This window comes from Streptomyces sp. NPDC006643 (assembly GCF_042870175.1).
GTDB lineage: Bacteria > Actinomycetota > Actinomycetes > Streptomycetales > Streptomycetaceae > Streptomyces.
The window spans coordinates 102,410-124,995 of record NZ_JBIAHA010000023.1; the positions used below are offsets into that span (position 1 = coordinate 102,410).

Consider the following 22,586-nt stretch of genomic DNA (forward strand, 5'->3'; position numbering starts at 1 on the left):
CGGGGACACGTCCGCCACATGGGCGCGATGACCTCGGTGCCGTCCGGCCCGGCGGCGGCCGGGCCGGGCCCGCCCGCCGGCCTCGCACGCGCCGCCGGGATCGCGGAGGCCCTGGGCGACGACATGAGCCCGCGCCGAGTCGCCGTCCAGGACCTCCCGGGGCCGTGTTCCGGCCGTCCCCCGCCTACTCCGGGCGCTCGGTGAGGGTGAGCTTTCCGCGTCTGATGGTCGCCAGGCGCGTCGCGCGGCGGGCGATGGCGCTGTCGTGGGTGACCATCACGAAGGTCAGCCCGTGCTCCTTCCAGAGCCCTTCGAGCAGTTCCATGATCTCGTCGCGCATGGACTCGTCGAGGTTGCCGGTGGGTTCGTCGGCGAGCAGCACCTTGGGCTGTTTGACGAGCGCCCGCGCGATGGCGACGCGCTGCTGCTGACCGCCGGACATCTCGGAGGGCACGTGCCCCATGCGCTCGCCGAGCCCGACGGAGCGCAGGGCCTCGGCGGCGCGCTCGCGGCGCTCCGGGGCCTTGGTGCCGAGCGGGACGAGGGCCGTCTCGACGTTCTCCAGCGCGGAGAGGGTGGGGATGAGGTTGAAGCTCTGGAAGACAAAGCCGATGGACCGGCCGCGTACGGCGGTGAGTTTGGCCTCGCCGAGCCGGGCGAGGTCGGTGCCGTCGAGCAGGACGCTGCCCGCCGTGGGCCGGTCGAGGCCGCCGAGCATCTGGAGGAGGGTGGACTTGCCGCCGCCGGTGGGGCCTTTGATGACGAGCCGGTCGCCCTGCCCGATGGTCAGATCGACGCCGGCGAGCGCGTCGACGGTCTCCTTTCCTCTGCGGTACCGCTTGGTGACGCCGCTGAGTTCATACATGGTGCGACTCCTGGACTGCTGTGACACTGCGATGAGTTCGGGGGTGGTTCGGGTGGTTCACAGGCGTGCCCCGGGGTTACTCGACGCGGCGCAGCGCGTCGGCGGGGCGGAGGCGGGAGGCGCGCCAGCCGCCGAAGGCGCCGGCGATCAGGCCGCCGGTCACCGCGAGGGCGACGGCCAGGGCGATGGTGGCGGCGGAGACGGGCGCGGTGAGGGCGATCTCGATCGCCTTGTCGGCGGCCTGTCCGCCGGCGCCGCCGGCCCGCATCATGCCGCCGCCACCGGGGCCGGCCGCCGCGGCGCCGATCTCGGCGGTCAGGGAGGGGCTGACGGCGGTCAGCACGTACGCGCCGGCCAGGCCGACGGCGATGCCGAGCGCGCCGCCGACCAGACCGTTGACCATCGCCTCGCCGACGACCTGCCGGGTGACCCGGCCGCTCTTCCAGCCGAGGGCCTTGAGCGTGCCGAATTCCTGTACGCGGCGGGTGACGGCCGACATGGTGAGCAGACCCGCGACGACGAACGCGGCGACGAGGACGGCGATCGACAGCCAGGTGCCGACGCTGGTGGCGAGGTCGGACGCCGTGGAGAGGGAGCCGGAGACCTTGTCGGCGAGGTCGGCGGAGGTGGTGACGGTGGTGCCCGGGATGTTCTTCTGGACGGCCGACTTGACGGCGGTGATCTGCTGCGAGTCGTCGGCCTTGACGTAGACGGTGGTGACCTTGTCCTTGGAGTCGGACAGGGTCTGCGCCTGCTTGAGGGGGATGTAGAGATTGGCCGACGCGTCACCGCTGTCGGCGGTGGCTATGCCGACGATCTCGAACTTCGTTCCCTTGATCGTGACGTCGGTGCCGACCTTGTACTTCTTCTGCTTCGCGTAGGCCGAGTCGACGACGGCCACCTCGGCGTCGGTCTCGGCCGTCCTGAACGCGCGGCCGTCGGTGATCTTGGAGGAGGTCAGCGGGCCGAGGTCCTGGTGGGCGGTGTCAGTGCCGTAGACGGTGTAGGAGTTGACGTCGAAGTTGGCTCCGCCGCCGCGTACTTCACCCTGCGGGCCGCCCGCGCCACCGCCGTTCGCGCCTTCCTCCCTGGGGGCGAACTCGCCGGGCTTGAACTCCCCGTCGACCTTGAGCACCGAGAGGCTGAGGCCGCCGACGGCGCCCGCCACCCCGCTCTGTTCGGCGACCTCGCCGACGGTGCTGGACGCGAGGGTCTCGAAGCCCTGCGGCATCACGATGTCGCTGCTCTGTGTCTCGTCGCCGTCCTGCGCGTCGAAGTTGAAGCGGGGCCGTTCACGGCCGCCCTCGGAGGGCGGCGGGGCGGCCTTGGTGACGGTCATGTCGGTGCCGAGTCCGTAGAGGGACTCCAGCACCTTTCCCTGGGCCTGCTGCATCCCCGCGGAGGCGGAGTTGACGACGATGACCAGTGCGATACCGAGTGCGAGCCCCGAGGCGACGACGAGCGCGGCCTTGCGGCGGCGGCGCAGTTCGCGCCGGAGGTAGGTGAAGAACATGGCGTGGAAAATATGTACGGCGCGTGATGGCAGCGTATGAGCAAGGTAAGAGGAGGATGAGAAGCCGTCAGCCCACCGAACGGGAGTCATGGATGTCGCGCCACGACGGGATGAAGCAGCGGGTCGTCACCACGTTCCAGCGGCGGATCGCCAATCCGGTCTCGACCCGGATGCCGTGGCAGATCCTGCTGGAGACCACGGGGCGCACGTCCGGGAAGCCCCGGCGGACACCGGTCGGCGGAAGGCTGGTCGGGAACGAGTTCTGGCTGGTGTCGGAGTACGGCGACACGTCGCAGTACGTACGGAACATCCGGGCGGATCCGAGGGTCCGGGTGCGGATCAGGGGCACCTGGCACCACGGGACGGCGCACCCGATGCCGGAGGACGACGCACGGGCGCGGCTGCGGAGCCTGCCGACGGGGAACAGCGCGGTGGTGCGGATGCTGGGCGCGAACCTGTTGACGGTACGCGTCGACCTGGACCGCTGACCCCGTCGGCGGCGCGTGGCGTCAGGCGTCGTCGCCCGACGTGTCGGGGAACGAGTGGTGCTCGTGCGCGACCACCCAGCGCCCTCCCTCCTTGCGCAGTCCGACGGTCAGCCGCAGCCGGACGTCCGGCCGCTCCGCCGTCTGCTGCGGGGTGGCGCAGCGCAGCAGGGCGAAGGCGTAGGCGACGTCCGTCCCTGCGGTGACGTCCAGTTCCAGGATGTCGAACGTGCCGCCGCCCGCCTGCCATTCGAAGAAACCGGGCCAGGTCTCGCGGTAGGCGTCGATACCGCGTACGCCCTCCTGGGGCGGCGGCACGTCGAACATCACGATGTCCGCGGCGTGGTCGGCCAGGACACGGTCCATGTCACCTGTGTGGACGGCCGCCGCCCACTGTTCGATCAGGGTCCGGATCCGCTGTTCGTCGTCGGACATCGGCGGGGACGTCGGTGGGGACATCGTGCGGCTCCCTCTGTGTCGGTGGACAGCGACCCTAATCGCCCGCGACCCCGCGCCGCGTGTACGCGGGCTCCACCATGAACAGCGCGTCGCGTACGGCGGCGGTGGAGCCGGCCCCGGCGCCGTCCCAGCCGTGTACGTGGACGGTGGCGCTCTCGCCGGGCAGCAGCGTCAGAAGTCCCTGGTCGGCGACGGCGGCGGGGGCGAGCCGGTCGGCCTGGAGCAGCAGGTCGCGCAGGAGCGTACGGGCGGTGACGACGACGTCCACGATCCCGCCGCGGTCGACGACGGCCACGTCGTAGCGCGGGGCGGGGTAGGCGAACTCCCGGTCGCGTACGGGGAAGTGGAGCGCCCGCAGCCCGCCGGGACCGTGCGGTCCGTCCGGTCCGTGCGGTGCGTCCGGTGCGTGCGGTGCGCGTGGTCCGTCCGGTGCGTGCGGTGCGTCCGGTGCGCGTGGTGCGTCCGGTGCGCGTGGTCCGTCCGGTCCGGCCGTGTCGGCGACCAGGAACTCGTCCGCGGCTGCGGCGTCCGGCAGCAGTTCGTCGGGCACCGCCGCGAGCGCGACCTCGCGTGCCCCGGCCCGCGCGGTCACCGTCGTCTCGGCGAGGGTGCGGCCGTCGGCGGTCATACGGCGCAGCGTCACCTCCGCGTCCCAGGACGCCGGGGACTGGTTGTCGGCGACGACGACGGGCCGGCCGTCGCGGGTCTGCACGGTGAGCAGCCGGTCCGCGTACAGCCGCCGCAGGGTGAAGTACAGCGGCTTGGGGCGTGCGTCGCCGTCGATCGCGGCCCAGGAGGTCACCGGCCAGCAGTCGTTGAGCTGCCACAGGACGGTGCCCGCGCACACCGGCCAGTGGGAGCGCCAGTGTTCGATGCCGGTGGCGATGGCGCGTGCCTGGTTGAGCTGGGTGAGGTAGTGCCAGCGGTCGAAGCCGGCCGGGCCGGTCTCGGGCACGGCGAAGTGGCGGGCGAGTCCGCGCTCCAGTTTGCCGTTGCCGTCGGCGGCCTTCTGGTGGTGGAGCATGCCCGGTGAGGTGGCGGACAACTCCTCCCCTGGCAGCGCGCGCCGCAGGGTGGCGTGGGCCGGCGGTGCCTGCCAGCCGAATTCGGCGACGAAGCGGGGGACGGTGTGGAGGTAGTCGGTGTAGTCGGCGCGGTTCCAGACGTCCCAGGAGTGCGCGGTGCCGTGCGCGGGGTCGTTGGGGTGGTGGCCCCAGGAGCCGGACCAGGGACTGCCCGCCCAGTAGGGCCGGGTGGGGTCGGTCTCGGCGACGACGCGGGGCAGCAGGCCCAGGTAGTAGCCCTCGCCCCAGGAGTCGCCGGCGAGGGTGGGCTCCCAGTCCCAGTCGCGGAAGCCCCACAGGTTCTCGTTGTTGCCGTTCCACAGGACGAGGGAGGCGTGCGGCATGAGGCGGGCGACGTTCTCGCGGGCCTCGGCCTCGATCTCGGAGCGCAGCGGCTGCTCCTCGGGGTAGGCGGCGCAGGCGAAGGGGAAGTCCTGCCAGACCAGCAGGCCGAGTTCGTCGCAGACGTCGTAGAAGTCGTCGCTCTCGTAGAGGCCGCCGCCCCAGACGCGCAGGAGGTTGACGCCCGCGTCGGCGGCCTGGGTGAGCCGGGCGCGGTAGCGGTCGGGGGTGATACGGGAGGGGAAGACGTCGTCGGGGATCCAGTTGACGCCGCGGGCGAAGACCGGTTCGCCGTTGACGGCCAGGGTGAAGGCGGTGCCGTGCGCGTCGGCGCCGGTGTCGAGGGTGACGGTGCGGAATCCGAGCCGGCGCCGCCAGCGGTCGAGGACCGCGCCGTCGGCGTCCAGCAGCTCCAACTCGGCTTCGTACAGGGGCTGTTCGCCGTAGCCTCGGGGGCACCACGGAGCGGCGTCCGGGACTTCGACGGTGAGGGCGGTGTGCGGGCCGTCGAAGTCGGTGGTGGCGGTGTGGTCGCCGACGCGGGCGCGGACGGTGAGGACCCGCGCGGTGGGGGTCCGTTCGACGTCGACGCGCAGTTCGGCGCGGCCGGTGGGGCCGTCGAGGGTGACGTGCGGGCGGACGGCGGCGAGCCGGGCGGTGGACCAGTGCTCCAGGCGGGCGGGCTTCCAGATGCCGGCGGTGACGAGGGTCGGCCCCCAGTCCCAGCCGAAGGAGCAGGCCATCTTGCGGATGTACTGGAACGGTTCGGGATAGGCGTTGGGCCGCTCCCCCACCCGGTCGCGTACGGCCTCGGCCTCCGTGTAGGCGGAGGTGAACTCCACGGAGAGCGGTGTGGGGGCGGCGGCCTTCAGCCGGTCCGTGATGTCGAAGCGGTAACCGCGGTGCATGTTGCGGGTGTTGGCGAGGGTCTCACCGCCGACGCCGATGGTGGCGACGGTGTCGAGTCCGTCGAAGACGAGGTCGGTGCGTTCGTGCGTGGTGTCGCGGGGGCCGAGCACGGTGTCGTAGCGCCAGTCGGTACGTCCCACCCAGGCGACCGCCGTCTCGTTCCGGGAGAGGAACGGGTCCTCGATGAGCCCGGCGGCGAGCAGGTCGGTGTGGACGCAGCCGGGGACCGTCGCCGGTACGTCGGTCCGGTCGTGGCGCAGCGTCCAGCCGTCGGTGAGGGGGGTGACGTCCTTCATGCGGCGTGCTCCGATCTCCGTAGACCGGTCAACGGTACTTGCGCTGCGCAGAGGGGTGTCGGGGCGGGTTCAGGGCACCATCGCGATGCCGTCCAGCTCCACGAGCGCGCTCTCGTCCCAGAGTCTGACGGCGCCGATCAACGCCATCGCCGGGTATTCGCGGCCCGCGAGGCGCCGCCACACCCGGCCGAGTTCGGCGGCGTGGGCGCGGTAGTCGGCGACGTCGGTGGCGTAGACGGTGACGCGCGCGAGATGGTCCGGGGTGCCGCCCGTCGCGGCGAGCGCGGCGAGGAGGTTGGTGAGGGCCGTCTCGAACTGCTCGACCAGGGTCTCGCCGACGACGGCGCCCGTCCGGTCGAGCGCGGTCTGGCCGGCCAGGAACACCAGCCGGCCGTCGGTCGCCGTCACGCTCACCGCGTGCGAGAAGCCGGACGGGGGCGCGAGTTCGGCGGGGTTGGTCCGCTCCAGGCTGCTCATCCGTACAACTCCTTGGCGATGATGGTGCGTTGGACCTCGGTCGCGCCTTCGTAGATACGGGGCGCGCGGACCTCGCGGTAGAGGTGTTCCAGCAGATGTCCGCGCCGCAGGGCGCGGGCGCCGTGCAGTTGGACGGCGGCGTCGACCACGTACTGGGCGGTCTCGGTGGCGAAGAGCTTCGCCATGGCGGAGCGGCGCGGTACGTCCGGCGCGCCCGTGTCGTACGCCTCGGCCGCCGCGTACACCAGCAGCCGGGCCGCCTCGGTGCGCGTCGCCATCTCCGCGACCTGGTGGGAGACGGACTGGAGGTCCTTGAGCGGGCCGCCGAACGCGGTGCGGTCGGCGGTGTGCAGGAGGGCCGCCTCCAGGGCGGCGCCCGCCATGCCGACGGCGAAGGCGCCGACGCTGGGGCGGAAGAGGTTGAGGGTGTTCATGGCGACGCGGAAGCCCTGGTCCACCTCGCCGAGGACGTCGGCGGGGCCGACGCGTACGGAGTCGAAGGCCAGGGAGCCGATGGGGTGCGGCGAGAGCATCTCGATCGGCGTTCCGGTGAGTCCGGGCCGGTCGGCGGGGACGAGGAACGCGGTCACGCCGCGCGCCCCGGCCCCCGGGGTGGTGCGGGCGAAGACGGTGTAGAAGTCGGCCTCGGGCGCGTTGGAGATCCAGCGTTTCTCGCCGTCGAGCAGCCAGCCGGTGCCGTCCGGGCCGGTTTCGGGTACGGCGCGCAGTGCGAGGGCCGCCGCGTCGGACCCGGCGCCCGGCTCGCTCAGCGCGAACGCGGCCACGGCGCGGCCCGCCGCCACCTCGGGCAGCCAGCGCGCCCGCTGCTCCGCGGTGCCGGCCTGGACGATCGGGTAGCTGCCGAGCCCCTGGAGGGCGAGCGCGGTCTCCGCCTCCGTACAGGCGTGGGCCAGGGACTCGCGCATGAGGCAGAGATCGAGCGCTCCGGCGCTCAGCATGCGGTCGAGGAGCCCCAGCTCGCCGAGGGCGGCGACGAGCGGGCGGTTGATCCGGCCGGGCCCGCCCTTGTCGGCGAGTGGGCGCAGCCGGTCGGCGGCGACGGCGCGCAGCTCGTCGCACCAGGACTTTTGTGCCGGATCGAGCGAGAATACGGGCATCCGGGCCCTCACTTGGATCGCTTCTATCGCGGACTGTTGACTGTCGTCACCCACACGATACGCTCGATGCACAAGGCCACCAAGCCACCCCACGAGGGGGCGAACGATGGAGCTGACCCCGGCGGTTCTCACACCCTCGGCGCACCGCGACACTTTTCCGCGCGACCATCTGCCGCCGCCCGAACAGTGGCCGGAGCTGGTCTTCGACCCGCCGGAGCTGCGCGGACCCGACCGGCTGAACTGCGCCGTCGAACTGCTCGACCGCACGGTGGAACACTTCGGCGCCGACCGCCCCGTCTTCCACCTCCCGTCCGGCGACCCCTGGTCGTACGGCACGCTGCGCACCCATGTCGACCGGATCGCGCACGTCCTGACCGACGACCTGGGCGTGGTGCCGGGCAACCGGGTCCTGCTGCGCGGCCCCACCACGCCCTGGCTGGCGGCGTGTTGGCTCGCCGTGCTGAAAGCGGGCGCGGTGGCGGTGACGGTGCTCGCCCAGCAGCGCGAGCGGGAACTGGCCACGATGTGCGACATCGCGCGCGTCGGCCACGCGATCTGCGACATCCGGTCGGTGGACGACCTGGTCAAGGCGGAGGTGCCGGGGCTGCGCGTCACTACGTACGGCGGGGACGCCGAGGACGATCTGCTGCGGCTGGCGGAGACCAAACCGGAGCGGTACGAGGCCGTGGACACGGCCGCCGACGACGTCGCGCTCATCGCCTTCACCTCGGGGACCACGGGGCGGCCCAAGGGCTGTATGCACTTCCACCGCGATGTGCTGTCCATCGCCGACACGTTCTCGCGCCATGTGCTGCGGCCGGAGCCGGACGACGTGTTCGCCGGCAGTCCGCCGCTCGGCTTCACCTTCGGACTCGGCGGACTGGTGATCTTCCCGATGCGGGCGGGCGCCTCGACGCTGCTGCTCGAACACGCCGCCCCCAAGGAGCTGTTGGCGGCCGTCGCCGAGCGCGGGGTGTCGGTGCTGTTCACGGCGCCGACGGCGTACCGCGTCATGCTGGGCGAACTGGCCGCGGCTCACACGTACGACGTCTCCGGGCTGCGGCGCTGCGTGTCCGCCGGGGAGAATCTGCCCGCCGCCACCTGGCGGGACTGGCACGCGCGGACCGGCATCCGGATCATCAACGGCATCGGCGCCACGGAGCTGCTGCACATCTTCATCTCCGCCGCCGACGACGCGGTGCGCCCCGGCACGACAGGTGTGCCGGTGCCCGGCTGGCAGGCGCGCGTCGTGGACGAGTCCGGCGAACCGCTGCCCGACGGGGAGCCGGGGCTGCTGGCCGTACGGGGCCCGGTGGGCTGCCGGTATCTCGCCGATCCGCGCCAGGGCGACTACGTACAGGGCGGCTGGAACCTCACCGGCGACACCTATGTACGGGAGCCGGACGGCTACTTCCGCTATGTCGCACGCGCCGACGACATGATCATCTCGGCGGGGTACAACATCGCGGGCCCGCAGGTCGAGGAGGCACTGCTGGCGCATCCCGATGTGGCGGAGGCGGCCGTCGTGGGCCACCCCGACGAGCTGCGGGGCCAGATCGTGGCGGCGTACGTCGTCCTGCGCGACGGGGTGCGGCCGGGCGAGGAGACGAAGGAGGCGCTGCGCGCGTTCGTCACCTCGCGGCTGGTGCCGTACAAATGCCCGCGCGTCTTCGAATTCCCCGACGCGCTCCCCCGCACCCCGACGGGCAAACTCCAGCGCTTCCGGCTCCGGCCCGACGCCTGAGACCAGCCACTGCGCCACCCCTTAGAGTGATCACGTGGCCGAGCAGCACACCCCGCGATCCCTGATCGTCACCCTCTACGGCGCGTACGGCCGGACCCCGGACGGCGCGCCGCTCGCCGTGGCGGAACTCGTGCGGCTGCTCGGCGCGCTCGGGATCGACGCGCCGTCCGTACGGTCGTCGGTGTCCCGCCTCAAACGCCGGGGACTGCTGATCGCCGAACGCACCGCGCGGGGGGCCGCCGGATACGCGCTGTCGGCCGACGCGCGGCAACTGCTCGACGACGGCGACCGGCGCATCTACGGCCGCCCCGTACCCGGACTGTCGGACGGCTGGGTGCTCGTGGTGTTCTCCGTCCCCGAGGCCGAACGCAACAAGCGCCACCTGCTGCGCTCACGCCTGGCCGGACTGGGCTTCGGGACGGCCGCGCCCGGGGTGTGGATCGCGCCCGGCCATCTGTACGAGGAGACACGGCACGCACTGGAGCGGCTGCGGCTCGACCCGTACGTCGACCTGTTCCGGGGCGAGCATCTGGGCTTCGCGGCGACGGCGGAGACGGTCGCCCGATGGTGGGACCTCGGGGAGATCGCCGCACGGCACGAGGACTTCCTGCGGGCGCACGAGCCGGTGCTGCGGCGGTGGGAGACCCGGGGACCGGCCACCCCTCCGGCGGAGTCCGCGTACCGGGACTATCTGCTGGCTCTCGACTCCTGGCGGCAACTCCCCTACGCCGACCCGGGGTTGCCGGCGGAGCTGCTGCCGGCCGACTGGCCGGGCGGGCGCTCGGCGGAGGTCTTCACCGCGCTGCACAGCCAACTGCGCGACGCCGGGGCCGCGTTCATACACCCGGCCTGAAATCGGGTGACTCGGCGGGCCGTCCACGGTCATCATGCGGGGCATGGACGAAACACCCGAACCGCAGTGGATGGTCGTGGCCAACATCGTGCGATGGCGGCGGTACGGCGACGGCGGCCAGGAGCTGCGCCCCGGCACCAAGGCGTACCGGGGCGGTGCGCGCGTGTATGTCATCTCCACCTACGCCGGCATGGGCAACATGGAACTGACCACGGTCGGCCAGGCCCGCAACACCGGCCACTGGATCACCATCGACACCTCGACGCGCCATCTGCACACCTTCCGGGCCAAACTCGTGCACACCCCGGCCGTGCTGCGCCGGGCCGGGAAGCTCGGGATCAAGGGCTTCACCGAGGAGCTGACGCGGGAGCGGGCGACCGGCCTCGAACGTCTTGCGGCGCTGTACCGCCAGGAGACCTACGCCGGGGTCCCGCACCCGCCGGGATGCCTGTGCCACGAGTGCCTGACGGCCCAGGCCCAGGCTCAGTCCCAGGCCCAGGCCCAGGGCGAAGGGGGCGGCGGGGGCACCGTCACGACAGGGTGAGCCTCGGCTTCGGGCCGTCCGTGCGGCCCGTCGGAGGTGTGCGGCTGCCCGCCCGGTACGGCAGCGGCCACGGCGCGCCGGGACCGGTGTAGCCCTGGTCGGCCGCCGCGTGCAGGGTCCAGTGCGGATCGTAGAGATGGGGGCGGGCCAGGGCGCAGAGGTCCGCGCGGCCGGCCAGCAGGAGTGAGTTGACGTCGTCCCAGGACGAGATGGCGCCGACGGCGATCACCGGCACGGCGAGGGTGTTACGGATCCGGTCGGCGTACGGCGTCTGGTAGGAGCGGCCGAACTCGGGGCGCTCCTCGGACACGACCTGCCCCGTCGACACGTCGATCGCGTCGGCGCCGTGCGCGACGAACGCCCGCGCGATCTCGACCGCCTCCTCGGCGGTGTTGCCGCCCGCCGCCCAGTCGGTGGCGGAGATCCGGACCGTCATCGGCCGGTCGTCGGGCCACAACTCCCGGACGGCGTCGAAGACTTCGAGGGGGTAGCGGAGGCGGCCGGCGAGGTCGCCGCCGTAGGCGTCGGTGCGGGTGTTGGTCAGCGGCGAGAGGAAGCCGGAGAGCAAGTACCCGTGTGCGCAGTGGAGTTCGAGGAGGTCGAAGCCGGCGTCGGCGGCCCGGCGGGTCGCCGACGCGAACTGCTCGCGTATCGCGGTGAGTCCGGCCCGGTCGAGCGCCTGCGGGACCTGGCTGACGCCCGGCAGGTACGGCAGCGCCGAGGCGGCGGCCAGCGGCCAGTTGGCGTCCGGCAGCGGCTGGTCCATGCCCTCCCACATGAGGCGGGTGGAGCCCTTGCGTCCCGAGTGGCCGAGCTGGATCCCGATCGCGGGGCGGGGTGAACGGCGGTCGTCGGGCGGGTGGTTGGGGGTCTGATTGGGAGCGTCGGTGGGGGCGCCGTTGTGCGTGGAGTTGGGCGCGCCGTTGTGGACGAAATCCGTCACCCGGCGCCAGGCCGCGGCCTGTTCGTCCGTCCAGAGCCCGGTGCAGCCCGGGGTGATCCGGCCCTCCGGGCTCACACACACCATCTCCGTCATGACGAGCCCCGCCCCGCCGAGGGCGCGCGCCCCCAGATGGACGAGGTGGAAGTCGCCGGGCATGCCGTCCTCGGCGACGTACATGTCCATCGCCGAGACGACCACCCGGTTGCGCAGCGTCAGCCCGCGCAGCCGGAAGGGCGTGAACATCGGCGGCGTACCGGGCGCGCAGCCGAAGTCCTCCTCCACCGCCTCCGTGAACGCGGCGTCGCGCAGCCGCAGATTGTCGTGCGTGACGCGGCGGCTGCGGGTCAGCAGCCCGAACGCGAACTGCCGCGCGGGCTGGCCGGTGTAGGTGGCCAGTTCCTCGAACCAGCGCAGGCTCGCCGCCGCCGCGCGCTGCGTGGACGCCACGACGGGGCGCCGCTCACTCTCGTACGCGGCGAGCGCGGCCGGCAGATCGGGCTGCTCCTCGACGCACGCGGCGAGCGCCAGCGCGTCCTCGACGGCGAGCTTCGTGCCGGAACCGATGGAGAAGTGCGCGGTGTGGGCGGCGTCGCCGATGAGGACCGTGTTGCCGTGGCTCCAGCGCTCGTTGACGACCGTACGGAAGGCGGTCCAGGACGACTTGTTGGCGCGCAGGGCCCGCCCGCCGAGCGCGTCGGCGAAGATCTTCGCGCACTGTTCGGTGGACCGCCGCTCGTCGAGCGTGTCGAACCCGGCCGCGCGCCAGACCTCCTCGCGCATCTCGACGATGACGGTGCTGGCGTCGGGAGAGAACGGGTAGCCGTGGAGCTGCATCACGCCGCGCTCGGTCTCGGCGATCTCGAAGCGGAACGCGTCGAAGGCGAAGTCGGCGGCGAGCCAGATGTAGCGGCAGCGTTCGGTGGTGACGGTGGGCCGGAAGACATCGACGTGCGCCTCGCGGGTGCGGCTGTTCACCCCGTCCGCGGCGATCACCAGGTCGTGCGTGGCGGCGAGTTCGGCGGCGGGCGGTGCCTGGGTGCGGAAGCGGAGCCGTACCCCCAGTGCCGCGCAGCGCTCGTGCAGGATCTCCAGGAGCCGGCGGCGGCCGAGGGCGGCGAAGCCGTGGCCGCCGGAGGTCAGGGTGCGGCCCCGGTGGACGATGTCGATGTCGTCCCAGCGCACGAACTCGCCCTGGAGGGCGCGGTGGACGGTGGGGTCGGCGTGCTCGATGCCGCCCAGGGTCTCGTCGGACAGGACGACCCCGAAGCCGAAGGTGTCGTCGGGGGCGTTGCGCTCGAAGACGGTGATCTCGCGCCGGGGGTCGAGCCGTTTGAGCAGGACGGCGGCGTACAGCCCGCCGGGTCCGCCGCCGATGACGGCGACCTTCAGGGGCGTCGTGTCGGTGCGTGTGCCCGGCATGGCGGCCGTGTCGGTGCGTGTGCCCGGCATGGTCAGCGGCCTTGCCACTTGGGGGGCCGCTTCTCGGTGAAGGCGGCGTGGAACTCGGCGTAGTCCTCGCCGTTCATGAGCAACGCCTGCGTGGCGGCGTCCAGTTCGACGGACGCGGCGAGCGGCATGTCCAGCTCGGCGGTGAGCAGCGCCTTCGTCTGCGCGTACGCGAGGGCCGGGCCGTCGGCGAGGCGGCGGGCGAGTTCGGCGGCGCGGCTGTCGGCGGCGCCTTCGTCGGTCAGCTCGCTGATGAGACCGATGCGCTCGGCCTCCGGCGCGCGGACCGGTTCGCCGAGCATCAGCAGCCGGGTGGCGTGGCCGAGACCGACGACGCGCGGCAGCAGATACGCCGCGCCCATGTCGCCGCCGGAGAGACCGACGCGGGTGAAGAGGAACGCGAAGCGCGCGGTGGGGTCGGCGATGCGGAAGTCGGCCGCCAGCGCGAGGACGGCACCGGCGCCGGCGGCGACCCCGTGCACGGCGGCGATCACCGGGAACGGGCATTCGCGTACGGCCCTGACGACCTGCCCGGTCATCCGGTTGAAGTCGAGGAGCTGGGCGGTGTCCATGGAGAGGGTGGCACCGATGATCTCGTCCACGTCGCCGCCCGAGCAGAAGCCGCGCCCCTCGCCCGCCAGGACGAGTGCGCGCACGGACCGCTCCCGGGACAGCTCGGCGAGCAGGTCGCGCAGGTCGGCGTAGGCGCCGAAGGTGAGGGCGTTGAGCTTGTCGGGGCGGGCGAGGGTGACGGTCGCGACACCGTCCTCGCGCGTCAGCCGCAGATGGCGCCACTCCTCGGTGCGGGGGGTGGAGCCGGCGAACGGGCTCATGGGGTGCGGCCTCCTTCAGCTCACTGCTGGGCGGACCTTCGCAAGCAAGATATCACTCGTCTGTGACCGCCGTCACGAGTGCGCGATACGGCGGACGCGGGGCCGCCTGGGTGCGCGACACGGCGAGTGCGGGGGGCGCGCTGGTGCGCGACACGGCGAGCGTGGGGGCCACTCGGGTGCGCGATACGGCCGGCGCGGGGCCGGGCGGGTGCGCCGAAGGTCCCGGGCGACACGCCGAAAGGCCCGGGGGAAAAGTGGCGGAGGTCCTATTTCCGGCAGTCCGCTGCCTCTTGTCATGCTGTTCACGCTCCGTAAGGTTGGGCCCAGGCCCCCGCATGTCGCGCCACTCCCCGAGTCCCGGCCCAGGGCCCTCCGGCACCCCGCACCGCCCCGAACGGATTCCCCGCCTTGCTCGACGAAGCATCGGACCCCGCCTCCTGGCGGATCACCCTGCCGCACAGCGCGGCAGCGGTGCCGATGGCCCGTGCCCTGATCCGTACGGCGCTGGCCGACATCGGACCGACCGCGGACAGTGACACGGCGGAGCTGCTGACGGCGGAACTGGTCGCCAACGCCGTCGAGCACACGGATCCGGCCGTCCCCATCGAGCTGGTGGTCGAGCTGCTGCCCTCGGGCTGCCAGATCGAGGTCCACGACGGCGACCCGGGCCCGCCCGGCGACCTGTCGGCGCCGGTGCCCGGCCGTCTGCCGGATCCCTGGCAGGAACACGGCCGGGGGCTGCTGCTGATCCGCACCCTGAGCGCCGACTGCGGCCACCGTCCGACGGACCAGGGCAAGGCGGTCTGGTTCACCCTGTCGGCGCGCTGACCGTCCCGGCGGCGCGCCGGATGTCGTGTCAGCGTGCGGGGTGTCGTGTCAGCGCGCCGGATGTCGTGTCAGCGCGCCGGGTGTCCCGTCAGCGTGCGGAACGGGGCGTGGCCGGGGGGTCCGGGGCGAGCGTCGCGACGAGGACGGCCTTGATCGTGTGCAGCCGGTTCTCCGCCTCGTCGAAGACCACGGAGTGCGCGGACTCGAAGACCTCGTCGGTCACTTCGAGCTCCGTCAGCCCGTGCCGCTCGTGGATCTCCCACCCCACGACCGTGCCCAGGTCGTGGAAGGCCGGGAGGCAGTGCAGGAACTTCACGTCCGGATTCCCCGTCGCGCTCAGCACGTCCATCGTCACGCTGTACGGCCCCAGCGCGGCGATGCGCTCGTCCCAGACCTCCTGCGGCTCCCCCATCGACACCCACACGTCGGTGGCGACGAAGTCCGCGCCGCTGACGCCCTCGGCGATCGACTCGGTGAGGGTGATCCGCGCGCCACTGATCTCCGCCGACTTACGGGCCAGGGCGACGACATCGTCCGACGGCCAGTAGGCGCGGGGCGCCACGATCCGTACGTCCATGCCTAGCAGCGCGCCGGTGACGAGGTAGGAGTTGCCCATGTTGTAGCGGGCGTCGCCGAGGTAGGCGAAGGTGATCCGCTCCAGCTGCTTGTCGGTGTGCTCGGTCATCGTCAGCACGTCGGCGAGCATCTGCGTGGGGTGCCAGTGGTCGGTGAGCCCGTTGAAGACGGGCACCCCCGCGTAGGCCGCCAGCTCCTCGACGGTCGACTGCGCGTCGCCGCGGAACTCGATGCCGTCGAACATCCGGCCGAGCACACGGGCGGTGTCCTTGGCGGACTCCTTCTTCCCGATGTGCGAGCCGGCCGGGTCGATGTACGTCGTGGAGGCACCCTGGTCGGCGGCGGCCACCTCGAACGCGCAGCGCGTACGCGTCGACGCCTTCTCGAAGATGAGGGCGATGTTCTTGCCGCGCAGGAGCTGCACCTCGTTGCCCGACTTCTTCGCGGCCTTGAGCCCGGCGGCCAGCTCGACCAGCCCCCGGAACTCCTCGGCGGTGAAGTCCAGCTCCTTGAGGAAGTGGCGGCCTGCGAGTTGTATCGCCATCGGGCTGCTCCTGTGTCGCGAATACGGAGACCTGTACGGGGACCGATACAGAGACCTTGGAACTATATACGACCTTCCGTATTGATATACAGGTGGCGTTTTCCGGCCGAACCGCCGCCGGTCAGACCGCGTCCCGTTCGATCGGACAGCTCATACAGCGCGGCCCGCCCCGCCCCCGGCCCAGCTCACTGCCCCGGATCTCGATCACCTCGATCCCCTGCTTGCGCAGATACGTGTTGGTGGTGACGTTGCGCTCGTACGCCACGACCACCCCCGGCTCGACCGCCAGCACGTTGCAGCCGTCGTCCCACTGCTCGCGCGCGGCGGCGTGCACGTCCTGCGTCGCCGTCAGGACGCGGATGCTGTCCAGCCCCAGGGCGGCGGCGATCGCGCGGTGCATATGCTCCGGCGGATGGTCGGTGACCTTGAGTTCGTTGCCGCCCGCGCCCGGCTCGATGGTGTACGAGCGGAGCATGCCGAGGCCCGCGTACTGCGTGAAGATGTCGCGGTCGACCATCGTCATCACCGTGTCCAGGTGCATGAACGCCCGGTGCTTCGGCATGTCGAGCGCCACGATCGTCCGCGCCGAACCGGCCTCGAACATCCCGCGCGCCAGCATCTCCACCGCCTGCGGCGTGGTGCGCTCACTCATCCCGATCAGCACGGCGCCCGCGCCGATGACCAGCACGTCACCGCCCTCGATGGTGGACGGATAGTCGCCCTGCCCCTCCGACCAGTGGTGGAAGGACCCGGCGTCCGGGCCGGTGAAGAGTGGATGGTGCTTGTAGATCGCCTCGAAATGCACCGTCTCGCGCTGCCGGGCCGGCCAGCGCATCGCGTTGATCGACACACCGTCGTAGATCCAGGCGGAGGTGTCGCGGGTGAAGAGATGGTTCGGCAGCGGGTCGAGCAGGAAGTCGTCCAGATCCATGACATGGAACCGCACGGACGTCGGCTCGGCGTGGCTGTCCAGGAACTCCCGCTTGGTCATCCCGCCCACCAGCGCCTCCACGAGAGCGTCCGTCGGCAGCGCGTCGAAGACCGATCTGAGGTGATCGGTGGCGAGCGGGCCGTACTCCTTCTCGTCGAACACCCGGTCCAGGACGAGCGCGCGCGCCGTCGGGATGTCCAGGGACTCCCGCAGCAGATCGCCGAAGAGATGAACCTTCACCCCCCGGTCACGCAGGACGTCCGCGAAGCCGTCGTGCTCCTCGCGGGCGCGGCGCACCCACAGCACGTCGTCGAAGAGCAACGCGTCCTTGTTGGTGGGGGTGAGCCGCTTCAGCTCCAGGTCGGGGCGGTGCAGTATGACGCGGCGCAGCCGCCCGGTCTCGGAGTCGACATGGAATCCCATGACTCCATCCTCGCGGATCCGGCCGCGTTCACGCGGCGAATGGGGACAGAGACCGGGCCGCGCGGCTCGTCGGAGCGGCGCGGCCAGGTCCCGGTGGGGTGTGCTCTAGAGCCGGGGGTCGACCGGTTCCGACTCCAGTGCCAGTACCGCGAACACCGCCTCGTGGACGCGCCACAGCGGCTCGTCGTCCGCCAGCCGGTCCAGCGCTTCGAGCCCCAGTGCGTACTCCCGCAGCGCCAGCGACCGCTTGTGCCCCAGGAACCGGCCGCGCAGCCGCTCCAGATTCGCGTGCCGGGTGTACTCGGGGCCGTAGATGATCCGCAGATACTCACGCCCGCGCACCTTGATGCCCGGCTGCACCAGCCGCCCCTTGCCGTCCCGTACGAGCGCGTCCAGCGGCTTGACGACCATGCCCTCGCCGCCGCGCCCCGTCATCTCCAGCCACCAGTCGACCCCGGCGCGTACCGACTCCTCGTCGCCCGTCTCCACGACGAGACGCCGGGTGACCTGGAGCAGCCCCGTCGGGTCGTGCTCGGTCAGCCGGTCGATCCAGGCCAGCTGCCGGTCATGCGGCACGGAGGCCAGACTGCGGCCCCGCGCGGCGAGGAGCTGGAACGGCGCCAGCCGGACACCCGTCAGACCGTCCGTCTCCCAGCAGTAGCGCCGGTACGCCTCGGTGAACGCCGCCGCGTCGGCGGCCCGTTCACGCTGACCGCTCAGCAGCGCGCCCACATCGACACCCCGGCCGACGGCCGCTTCGAGGGCGCCCGTCACCGCCGGGAAGACGGCACCCGCCGCCGCGCCGACCGCCGCGTACTGGGTACGCAGCAGGCCGGTGGCCTTCAGCGACCACGGCATCAGCTCGGCGTCGAGCAGCAGCCAGTCCGTCTCCAGCTCGTCCCAGAGACCGGCGGCACCGATGGCCGTACGGAGGCGGCCCAGGATCTCCTCGGTGACCGCCGGGTCGTCGAAGAAGGGCCGGCCGGTACGGGTGTGCAGCGCGCCGGTCGGTCCGTCGCTGTCGTCCCCGACACGGATGCCGCCGAAGCCGACGCCGACGCCGAAACGCTCACGCGCCACGGCCGCATTCCGGCACACCAGCGCCACCGCGCGCGAGCCCATGTGCTTCTCCTCGCACACGACCCGCGCCACGCCGTCCTCGCGGTACGTCGCGAACGCCTCGGCCGGGTGCTCCAGATAACCCTCCTCGCGAGAGGTCGCGGTGGGTGCCATCGTCGGCGGCAGATAGGCGAGAAGCCGCGGGTCCACCGCGAAACGGCTCATCACCTCAAGAGCCGCCGCCGCGTTCTCCTCGCGCACCGCGAGCCGCCCCATGTGCCGGGTCTCCACGGCGCGCCGGCCGTGCACGTCGGCGAGGTCCAGCGGACGGCCCTCCCGGCTGCCCGGCGCCTCAGTAGCGAGCGGCTTCGTCGGCTCGTACCAGACACGCTCGGCCGGTACGTCGACCAACTCGCGCTCGGGCCAGCGCAGCGCCGTCATCTTCCCGCCGAAGACGGCCCCGGTGTCGAGGCAGATGGTGTTGTTGATCCAGGAGGTGTTCGGTACGGGGGTGTGCCCGTACACGACCGCCGCCCGGCCCCGGTACTCCTCGGCCCACGGATAGCGCACAGGCAGACCGAACTCGTCGGTCTCGCCCGTCGTGTCGCCGTACAGGGCGTGCGAACGGACCCGGCCCGAAGTGCGGCCGTGGTACTTCTCCGGCAGCCCGGCGTGGCAGACGACGAGGTTGCCGCCGTCCAGGACGTAGTGGGAGACGAGGCCGTCGATGAAGGCCAGCACCTCCGCACGGAAGGTGTCGTCCTCCTTCCCCAACTGCTCGACGGTCTCCGCGAGTCCGTGCGTCAGCTGGACGTTGCGGCCCTTGAGCCAACGGCCCAGCTTGTTCTCGTGGTTGCCCGGCACGCACAACGCGTTGCCCGCGCCGACCATGCGCATCACGCGGCGCAGCACACCGGGACTGTCGGGGCCGCGGTCGACGAGGTCACCGACGAAGACCGCCGTACGGCCTTCGGGATGGGCGCCGTCACCGTCCGCGTAACCGAGCCTGGCCAGCAGGGTGTTCAGCTCGGAGCGGCAGCCGTGGATGTCACCGATGATGTCGAAGGGTCCGGTGAGGTGGGTGAGGTCGTTGTAACGGCGTTCGGTGACGACCTGGGCGCGCTCGACCTCCTCGACGCTGCGCAGGACATGCACCTTGCGGAAGCCTTCGCGTTCAAGTCCGCGCAGCGAACGGCGCAGTTCGCGCTGGTGGCGCTTGATGACATGGCGCGGCATGCCGGCCCGGTCGGGGCGCTCGGCGTTGCGCTCCGCGCAGACCGCCTCCGGCAGGTCGAGGACGATCGCGATGGGCAGCACGTCGTGCTCCCTGGCGAGCCGCACGAGCTGCCTGCGGCTCTCCTGCTGGACGTTGGTGGCGTCGACGACCGTGCGCCGGCCGGCGGCGAGGCGCTTGCCCGCGATGTAGTGGAGCACGTCGAAGGCGTCGGCGCTGGCGCTCTGGTCGTTCTCGTCGTCCGCGACGAGACCGCGGCAGAAGTCCGAGGAGATGACCTCGGTGGGCTTGAAGTGGGTGCGAGCGAAGGTCGACTTGCCGGAGCCGGTGGCGCCGATGAGGACGACGAGGGAGAGGTCGGTGACGGGGAGGAGGCGGGGCTCGGTGGTGGTGGCGTTGTCTTCGTTCGTGTCTTCGTTCATGTCTTTGTTCTTGTCTTTGTTCATGCGGCCTTCGCCTCCTTCTTCCTGTCTGTGGTGTCTGTGGTGTCTGTCAGGTCTTTTGTGGCTGCCGTGGCAAGGGTGAACACGGCCATCTGAGTGGGCGACCCCACCTCGGGGTCGTCCGGCCCCACCGGTACGTACCCCACGGCGTACCCATGGCGCTCCGCCACCGCGTCCGCCCAGGCGCGGAACTCCGCGCGCGTCCACTCGAAACGGTGATCCCCGTGGCGTACATGTCCGGCGGGCAGTGTCTCCCAGCGGACGTTGTACTCGACGTTCGGCGTCGTCACCACGACCGTCGCGGGCCGCGCCGTACCGAACACCGCGTACTCCAGAGCGGGCAGCCTCGGCAGGTCCAGATGCTCGATGACCTCACTCAGCACGGCGGCGTCGTACCCCTTGAGCCGCTTGTCCGTGTACGTGAGCGAGCCCTGCATCAGCGCGACACGCTCGGCCTGGCGCTCACTCATCCGCTCCACCTTGAGCCGGCGGGCGGCGACCGTGAGCGCGCGTACGGACACGTCGACACCCACCACCTTGCTGAAACGCACGTCCTTCAACAGGGCCTGGAGGAGCTGCCCCTGGCCGCAGCCGAGGTCGAGCACAGTGCCGGCGCCGGTGTCGCGCAGGGCGGTGAGGATCGCCTCGCGGCGCTGATCGGCGAGGGAGACACCCTTCGCGGTGCTGCCGGTCCTGTCGGTGTTGTCGGTGTTGTCGGTGCTGTCGGTGCTGTCGGCTTCCTCGTCCGGGGACGGGTCCTCGACGGCGTTGTCGATCGCCTCGACGCCGATGTCGTCGGCCTCGGCGAGCCGGACCAGTTCGAGCCGTTCGGTGGCCTCCCTCGTCAGGCTCCAACGGCGGTTCAGATAACGGCTGGTGATGAGCTGCCGCTCCGGGTGCCCGGCCAGCCAGCCCTCGCCCGCCCGCAGCAGCTTCTCCACCTCGTCGGGCGCGACCCAGTAGTGCTTGGCATCGTCCAGCACCGGCAGCAGTACGTACAACTGCCGCAGCGCGTCGGCGAGTCGCAGCTCCCCCTCCAGTACGAGCTGTACGTAGCGCGAGTCGCCCCACGCGGGAAACGTCTCGTCCAGCGCCACCGGCCGCACGTCGACGGTCGTCCAGCCCAGCGGCCCGAACAGGCCACGGACCAGTTCGGCGCCACCGCGCGCGGGGAGGGCGGGCACCTCGATCCGCAGAGGCAGCGGCTCGGCCGCGCGCTCGGGCCGCGCGGCGCACACGCCGCGCAGCGCACTCTTGAAGACGGTGCTCAGCGCGACGGCGAGCAGCGAGGACGCGGCGTACGGGCGGTCGTTGACGTACTGCGCGAGCGCCGCGTCGGGCGCGCCCCCGCGCCCCTTGTTCTTGCCGCGCCGGACCAGAGCCACCGGATCGACCTCCAACAGGAGCGCCGCCGTGCAGCGCTCGGCGGACGCCTCGGGGTACAGGACGTGCGCGGTGCCGTGGGAGGTCGAGAACGCTTGCGCCTTGTCGGGATGCTTGTGCAGCAGAAACCCGAGGTCGGTGGCGGGGCGTTCATGGGTGCCGGTCGTACTGATCGTAAGGAACACCCGACCGAGTATGTGTGTCGGCGGGCATGTGGCGGTAGCGGATTACCGCCGCTGCGTCGCCTGCGTCGGCTACGTGGTCTGGCTGGTCTAGGTCGTCTGTGTGGTCCGGGACGACTTCTTGAAGATCTCGAAGAGGGCGAAGTAGTTGTGGCTGCCATGGCCCTCGGCGACCGCCTGCTCGACGATCTCCTTCAACTGCCGGGGCTGTTCGGAGTTGACGCCTTGTTCCTGGCTGGTGCGGGCGATGTGGTCCAGCGCGTTCAGATTCATCTCCATCGTGCCGAGATCGCCCGGGTAGTGGGCCTTGTCCAGGTCGGGCGCCTGCGCGAGGAACGACGCCGGGCTCAGGACGGTGGGCATGAACCAGCCGGCGGCGAGTTCGGTGAACGTGACCGCCGAGACGTCCGCCGAGCCGACGAGTGCGGTGGCGTGCAGCCAGCCGTTCATGGTCGTGTACATCATTTCGAGCAGTGCCGTGTTGTAGAGCACCGCCAGACCGGGATCCGAGCCGAGGTGGCGAGGGTCTCCCAGGCTCGCCAGAGTCGCCCGGTGCTCGGCGAAGACGTCCGGCGAACCGCTGTACAGGAAAACGGACTCGGGATGCCCGACGAGTGGCGGCGGCACCATGATCGCCCCGTCGAGATAGCCGAGGCGGCGCTCGTCCGCCCAACTGACCGCCGCGCGGGCTTCGTTCGGCGTACCGGAATTGAGATTCACGAGTGTGCGGCCCGCCAGGGCGTCACCGGCCGGGTCGAGGACCTCGTACATCGTGTCGTAGTCCTTGAGGCACATGACCGTGAGTGGACTCGCGGACACCGCCTCCGCGACGGTCGCCGCGCGGCGGGCGCCGTTGGCGACGAGGGAATCCGCCTTCTCCGGGGTCCGGTTCCAGACGGTCAGTGGGTGGCCGCGATCGAGCAGTGTCTCGGCGAGCGCCAGGCCCATGGGGCCGAGTCCGACGACGGTAACGGGGTTACTGAGCTGGGGAATTGACTGCTGCGTTGTCATGAGTAGGAGGTTAGAGTTTCCCATCGGTGTGAGAGTCAAGCCGGATCGCGAGCCGGCTGATGTAAGAGTCGATTCGAGTCT

The 22,586-nt window shown here is 71.6% G+C and carries 18 protein-coding genes; 5 read left to right on the top strand and 13 right to left on the bottom strand.

What is annotated here, in order from left to right:
• Nucleotides 1-184: 184 nt before the first annotated feature.
• Together ACFYNU_RS28785 and ACFYNU_RS28790 are read right to left on the bottom strand one after the other, a co-directional pair.
• Nucleotides 185-865, bottom strand: coding sequence for an ABC transporter ATP-binding protein (locus tag ACFYNU_RS28785; RefSeq protein ID WP_356590937.1), 681 nt, complete (start codon nt 863-865; stop codon nt 185-187).
• Between the two features lie 76 nt (nt 866-941).
• Nucleotides 942-2,378 carry an ABC transporter permease gene (locus ACFYNU_RS28790; protein WP_356590935.1) on the bottom strand — a complete coding sequence of 479 codons (1,437 nt, stop codon included), beginning with the start codon at nt 2,376-2,378 and terminating at the stop codon, nt 942-944.
• Between the two features lie 92 nt (nt 2,379-2,470).
• On the opposite strand from ACFYNU_RS28790, the gene ACFYNU_RS28795 reads away from it, so the two are divergent.
• Nucleotides 2,471-2,866: a nitroreductase/quinone reductase family protein gene (locus ACFYNU_RS28795; protein ID WP_356590933.1), complete on the top strand. Its 396-nt coding sequence runs from the start codon at nt 2,471-2,473 to the stop codon at nt 2,864-2,866.
• Between the two features lie 21 nt (nt 2,867-2,887).
• On the opposite strand, the gene ACFYNU_RS28800 is transcribed toward ACFYNU_RS28795, so the two are convergent.
• The 4 genes from ACFYNU_RS28800 to ACFYNU_RS28815 all read right to left on the bottom strand — a co-directional run bounded on the left by ACFYNU_RS28800 (nt 2,888) and on the right by ACFYNU_RS28815 (nt 7,528).
• A complete protein-coding gene (locus tag ACFYNU_RS28800; protein WP_356590973.1) occupies nt 2,888-3,298 on the bottom strand; it encodes an SgcJ/EcaC family oxidoreductase in 411 nt (136 codons plus the stop codon).
• Between the two features lie 58 nt (nt 3,299-3,356).
• Nucleotides 3,357-5,933 carry a glycoside hydrolase family 2 protein gene (locus tag ACFYNU_RS28805; RefSeq protein WP_356590931.1) on the bottom strand — a complete coding sequence of 859 codons (2,577 nt, stop codon included), beginning with the start codon at nt 5,931-5,933 and terminating at the stop codon, nt 3,357-3,359.
• Nucleotides 5,934-6,002: 69 nt separating this feature from the next.
• Complete coding sequence (locus ACFYNU_RS28810) at nt 6,003-6,410, bottom strand: RidA family protein (RefSeq protein WP_356590929.1); 408 nt, start codon at nt 6,408-6,410, stop codon at nt 6,003-6,005.
• A complete protein-coding gene (locus tag ACFYNU_RS28815; RefSeq protein ID WP_356590927.1) occupies nt 6,407-7,528 on the bottom strand; it encodes an acyl-CoA dehydrogenase family protein in 1,122 nt (373 codons plus the stop codon). Before ACFYNU_RS28815 ends, ACFYNU_RS28810 begins: the two co-directional genes overlap by 4 nt.
• Before the next feature lie 106 nt (nt 7,529-7,634).
• On the opposite strand from ACFYNU_RS28815, the gene ACFYNU_RS28820 reads away from it, so the two are divergent.
• The 3 genes from ACFYNU_RS28820 to ACFYNU_RS28830 are packed head-to-tail and all read left to right on the top strand — an operon-like array spanning nt 7,635 to nt 10,669.
• Nucleotides 7,635-9,272 carry an AMP-binding protein gene (locus ACFYNU_RS28820; protein ID WP_356590925.1) on the top strand — a complete coding sequence of 546 codons (1,638 nt, stop codon included), beginning with the start codon at nt 7,635-7,637 and terminating at the stop codon, nt 9,270-9,272.
• A 34-nt stretch (nt 9,273-9,306) separates the two neighbouring features.
• Nucleotides 9,307-10,125 (top strand): PaaX family transcriptional regulator C-terminal domain-containing protein, encoded by an 819-nt coding sequence (locus ACFYNU_RS28825; protein ID WP_356590923.1) that lies wholly within the window; start codon nt 9,307-9,309, stop codon nt 10,123-10,125.
• 43 nt (nt 10,126-10,168) lie between these two features.
• Nucleotides 10,169-10,669 (top strand): hypothetical protein, encoded by a 501-nt coding sequence (locus ACFYNU_RS28830; RefSeq protein ID WP_356590921.1) that lies wholly within the window; start codon nt 10,169-10,171, stop codon nt 10,667-10,669.
• Here the strand turns inward: ACFYNU_RS28830 and ACFYNU_RS28835 are convergent.
• Both ACFYNU_RS28835 and ACFYNU_RS28840 read right to left on the bottom strand, forming a co-directional pair.
• Nucleotides 10,656-13,031, bottom strand: a complete 2,376-nt coding sequence (locus ACFYNU_RS28835) for an oxidoreductase (RefSeq protein ID WP_356590971.1) — start codon at nt 13,029-13,031, stop codon at nt 10,656-10,658. The genes ACFYNU_RS28830 and ACFYNU_RS28835 overlap by 14 nt on opposite strands.
• 32 nt (nt 13,032-13,063) lie before the next feature.
• Entirely contained in the window at nt 13,064-13,891 is an 828-nt protein-coding gene (locus ACFYNU_RS28840; protein ID WP_356590919.1) for an enoyl-CoA hydratase family protein, read from the bottom strand.
• A gap of 408 nt (nt 13,892-14,299) precedes the next feature.
• Between ACFYNU_RS28840 and ACFYNU_RS28845 the strand changes: the two genes are divergently transcribed.
• Entirely contained in the window at nt 14,300-14,719 is a 420-nt protein-coding gene (locus ACFYNU_RS28845) for an ATP-binding protein (protein WP_356590917.1), read from the top strand.
• Nucleotides 14,720-14,807: 88 nt separating this feature from the next.
• Here the strand turns inward: ACFYNU_RS28845 and argF are convergent, their stop codons facing one another.
• The 5 genes from argF to ACFYNU_RS28870 all read right to left on the bottom strand — a co-directional run bounded on the left by argF (nt 14,808) and on the right by ACFYNU_RS28870 (nt 22,505).
• Complete coding sequence (argF, locus tag ACFYNU_RS28850; RefSeq protein ID WP_356590915.1) at nt 14,808-15,839, bottom strand: ornithine carbamoyltransferase; 1,032 nt, start codon at nt 15,837-15,839, stop codon at nt 14,808-14,810.
• Between the two features lie 121 nt (nt 15,840-15,960).
• Nucleotides 15,961-17,193 (bottom strand): arginine deiminase, encoded by a 1,233-nt coding sequence (locus tag ACFYNU_RS28855; protein ID WP_356590913.1) that lies wholly within the window; start codon nt 17,191-17,193, stop codon nt 15,961-15,963.
• A 105-nt stretch (nt 17,194-17,298) separates the two neighbouring features.
• Entirely contained in the window at nt 17,299-19,908 is a 2,610-nt protein-coding gene (locus ACFYNU_RS28860) for a polynucleotide kinase-phosphatase (RefSeq protein WP_356590911.1), read from the bottom strand.
• Between the two features lie 20 nt (nt 19,909-19,928).
• The gene (locus ACFYNU_RS28865; RefSeq protein ID WP_356590909.1) at nt 19,929-21,497 is read right to left on the bottom strand and encodes a 3' terminal RNA ribose 2'-O-methyltransferase Hen1; all 1,569 of its coding nucleotides are present in this window, start codon (nt 21,495-21,497) and stop codon (nt 19,929-19,931) included.
• A gap of 87 nt (nt 21,498-21,584) precedes the next feature.
• On the bottom strand, nt 21,585-22,505 hold the full coding sequence (locus tag ACFYNU_RS28870) for an NAD(P)-binding domain-containing protein (RefSeq protein WP_356590907.1): 921 nt from the start codon (nt 22,503-22,505) through the stop codon (nt 21,585-21,587).
• Nucleotides 22,506-22,586: the final 81 nt, after the last annotated feature.

Excerpts from the sequence above, each read along its gene's own strand:
- ACFYNU_RS28800 (WP_356590973.1), bottom strand. The coding sequence starts at position 3,298 with ATGTCCGACGACGAACAGCGGATCCGGACCCTGATCGAACAGTGGGCG.
- ACFYNU_RS28840 (WP_356590919.1), bottom strand. The coding sequence starts at position 13,891 with ATGAGCCCGTTCGCCGGCTCCACCCCCCGCACCGAGGAGTGGCGCCAT.
- ACFYNU_RS28785 (WP_356590937.1), bottom strand. The coding sequence starts at position 865 with ATGTATGAACTCAGCGGCGTCACCAAGCGGTACCGCAGAGGAAAGGAG.
- ACFYNU_RS28830 (WP_356590921.1), top strand. The coding sequence starts at position 10,169 with ATGGACGAAACACCCGAACCGCAGTGGATGGTCGTGGCCAACATCGTG.
- ACFYNU_RS28835 (WP_356590971.1), bottom strand. The coding sequence starts at position 13,031 with ATGCCGGGCACACGCACCGACACGACGCCCCTGAAGGTCGCCGTCATC.
- ACFYNU_RS28855 (WP_356590913.1), bottom strand. The coding sequence starts at position 17,193 with ATGGGATTCCATGTCGACTCCGAGACCGGGCGGCTGCGCCGCGTCATA.
- argF (WP_356590915.1), bottom strand. The coding sequence starts at position 15,839 with ATGGCGATACAACTCGCAGGCCGCCACTTCCTCAAGGAGCTGGACTTC.
- ACFYNU_RS28790 (WP_356590935.1), bottom strand. The coding sequence starts at position 2,378 with ATGTTCTTCACCTACCTCCGGCGCGAACTGCGCCGCCGCCGCAAGGCC.
- ACFYNU_RS28860 (WP_356590911.1), bottom strand. The coding sequence starts at position 19,908 with ATGAACGAAGACACGAACGAAGACAACGCCACCACCACCGAGCCCCGC.
- ACFYNU_RS28870 (WP_356590907.1), bottom strand. The coding sequence starts at position 22,505 with ATGACAACGCAGCAGTCAATTCCCCAGCTCAGTAACCCCGTTACCGTC.
- ACFYNU_RS28820 (WP_356590925.1), top strand. The coding sequence starts at position 7,635 with ATGGAGCTGACCCCGGCGGTTCTCACACCCTCGGCGCACCGCGACACT.
- ACFYNU_RS28810 (WP_356590929.1), bottom strand. The coding sequence starts at position 6,410 with ATGAGCAGCCTGGAGCGGACCAACCCCGCCGAACTCGCGCCCCCGTCC.
- ACFYNU_RS28795 (WP_356590933.1), top strand. The coding sequence starts at position 2,471 with ATGTCGCGCCACGACGGGATGAAGCAGCGGGTCGTCACCACGTTCCAG.
- ACFYNU_RS28815 (WP_356590927.1), bottom strand. The coding sequence starts at position 7,528 with ATGCCCGTATTCTCGCTCGATCCGGCACAAAAGTCCTGGTGCGACGAG.
- ACFYNU_RS28805 (WP_356590931.1), bottom strand. The coding sequence starts at position 5,933 with ATGAAGGACGTCACCCCCCTCACCGACGGCTGGACGCTGCGCCACGAC.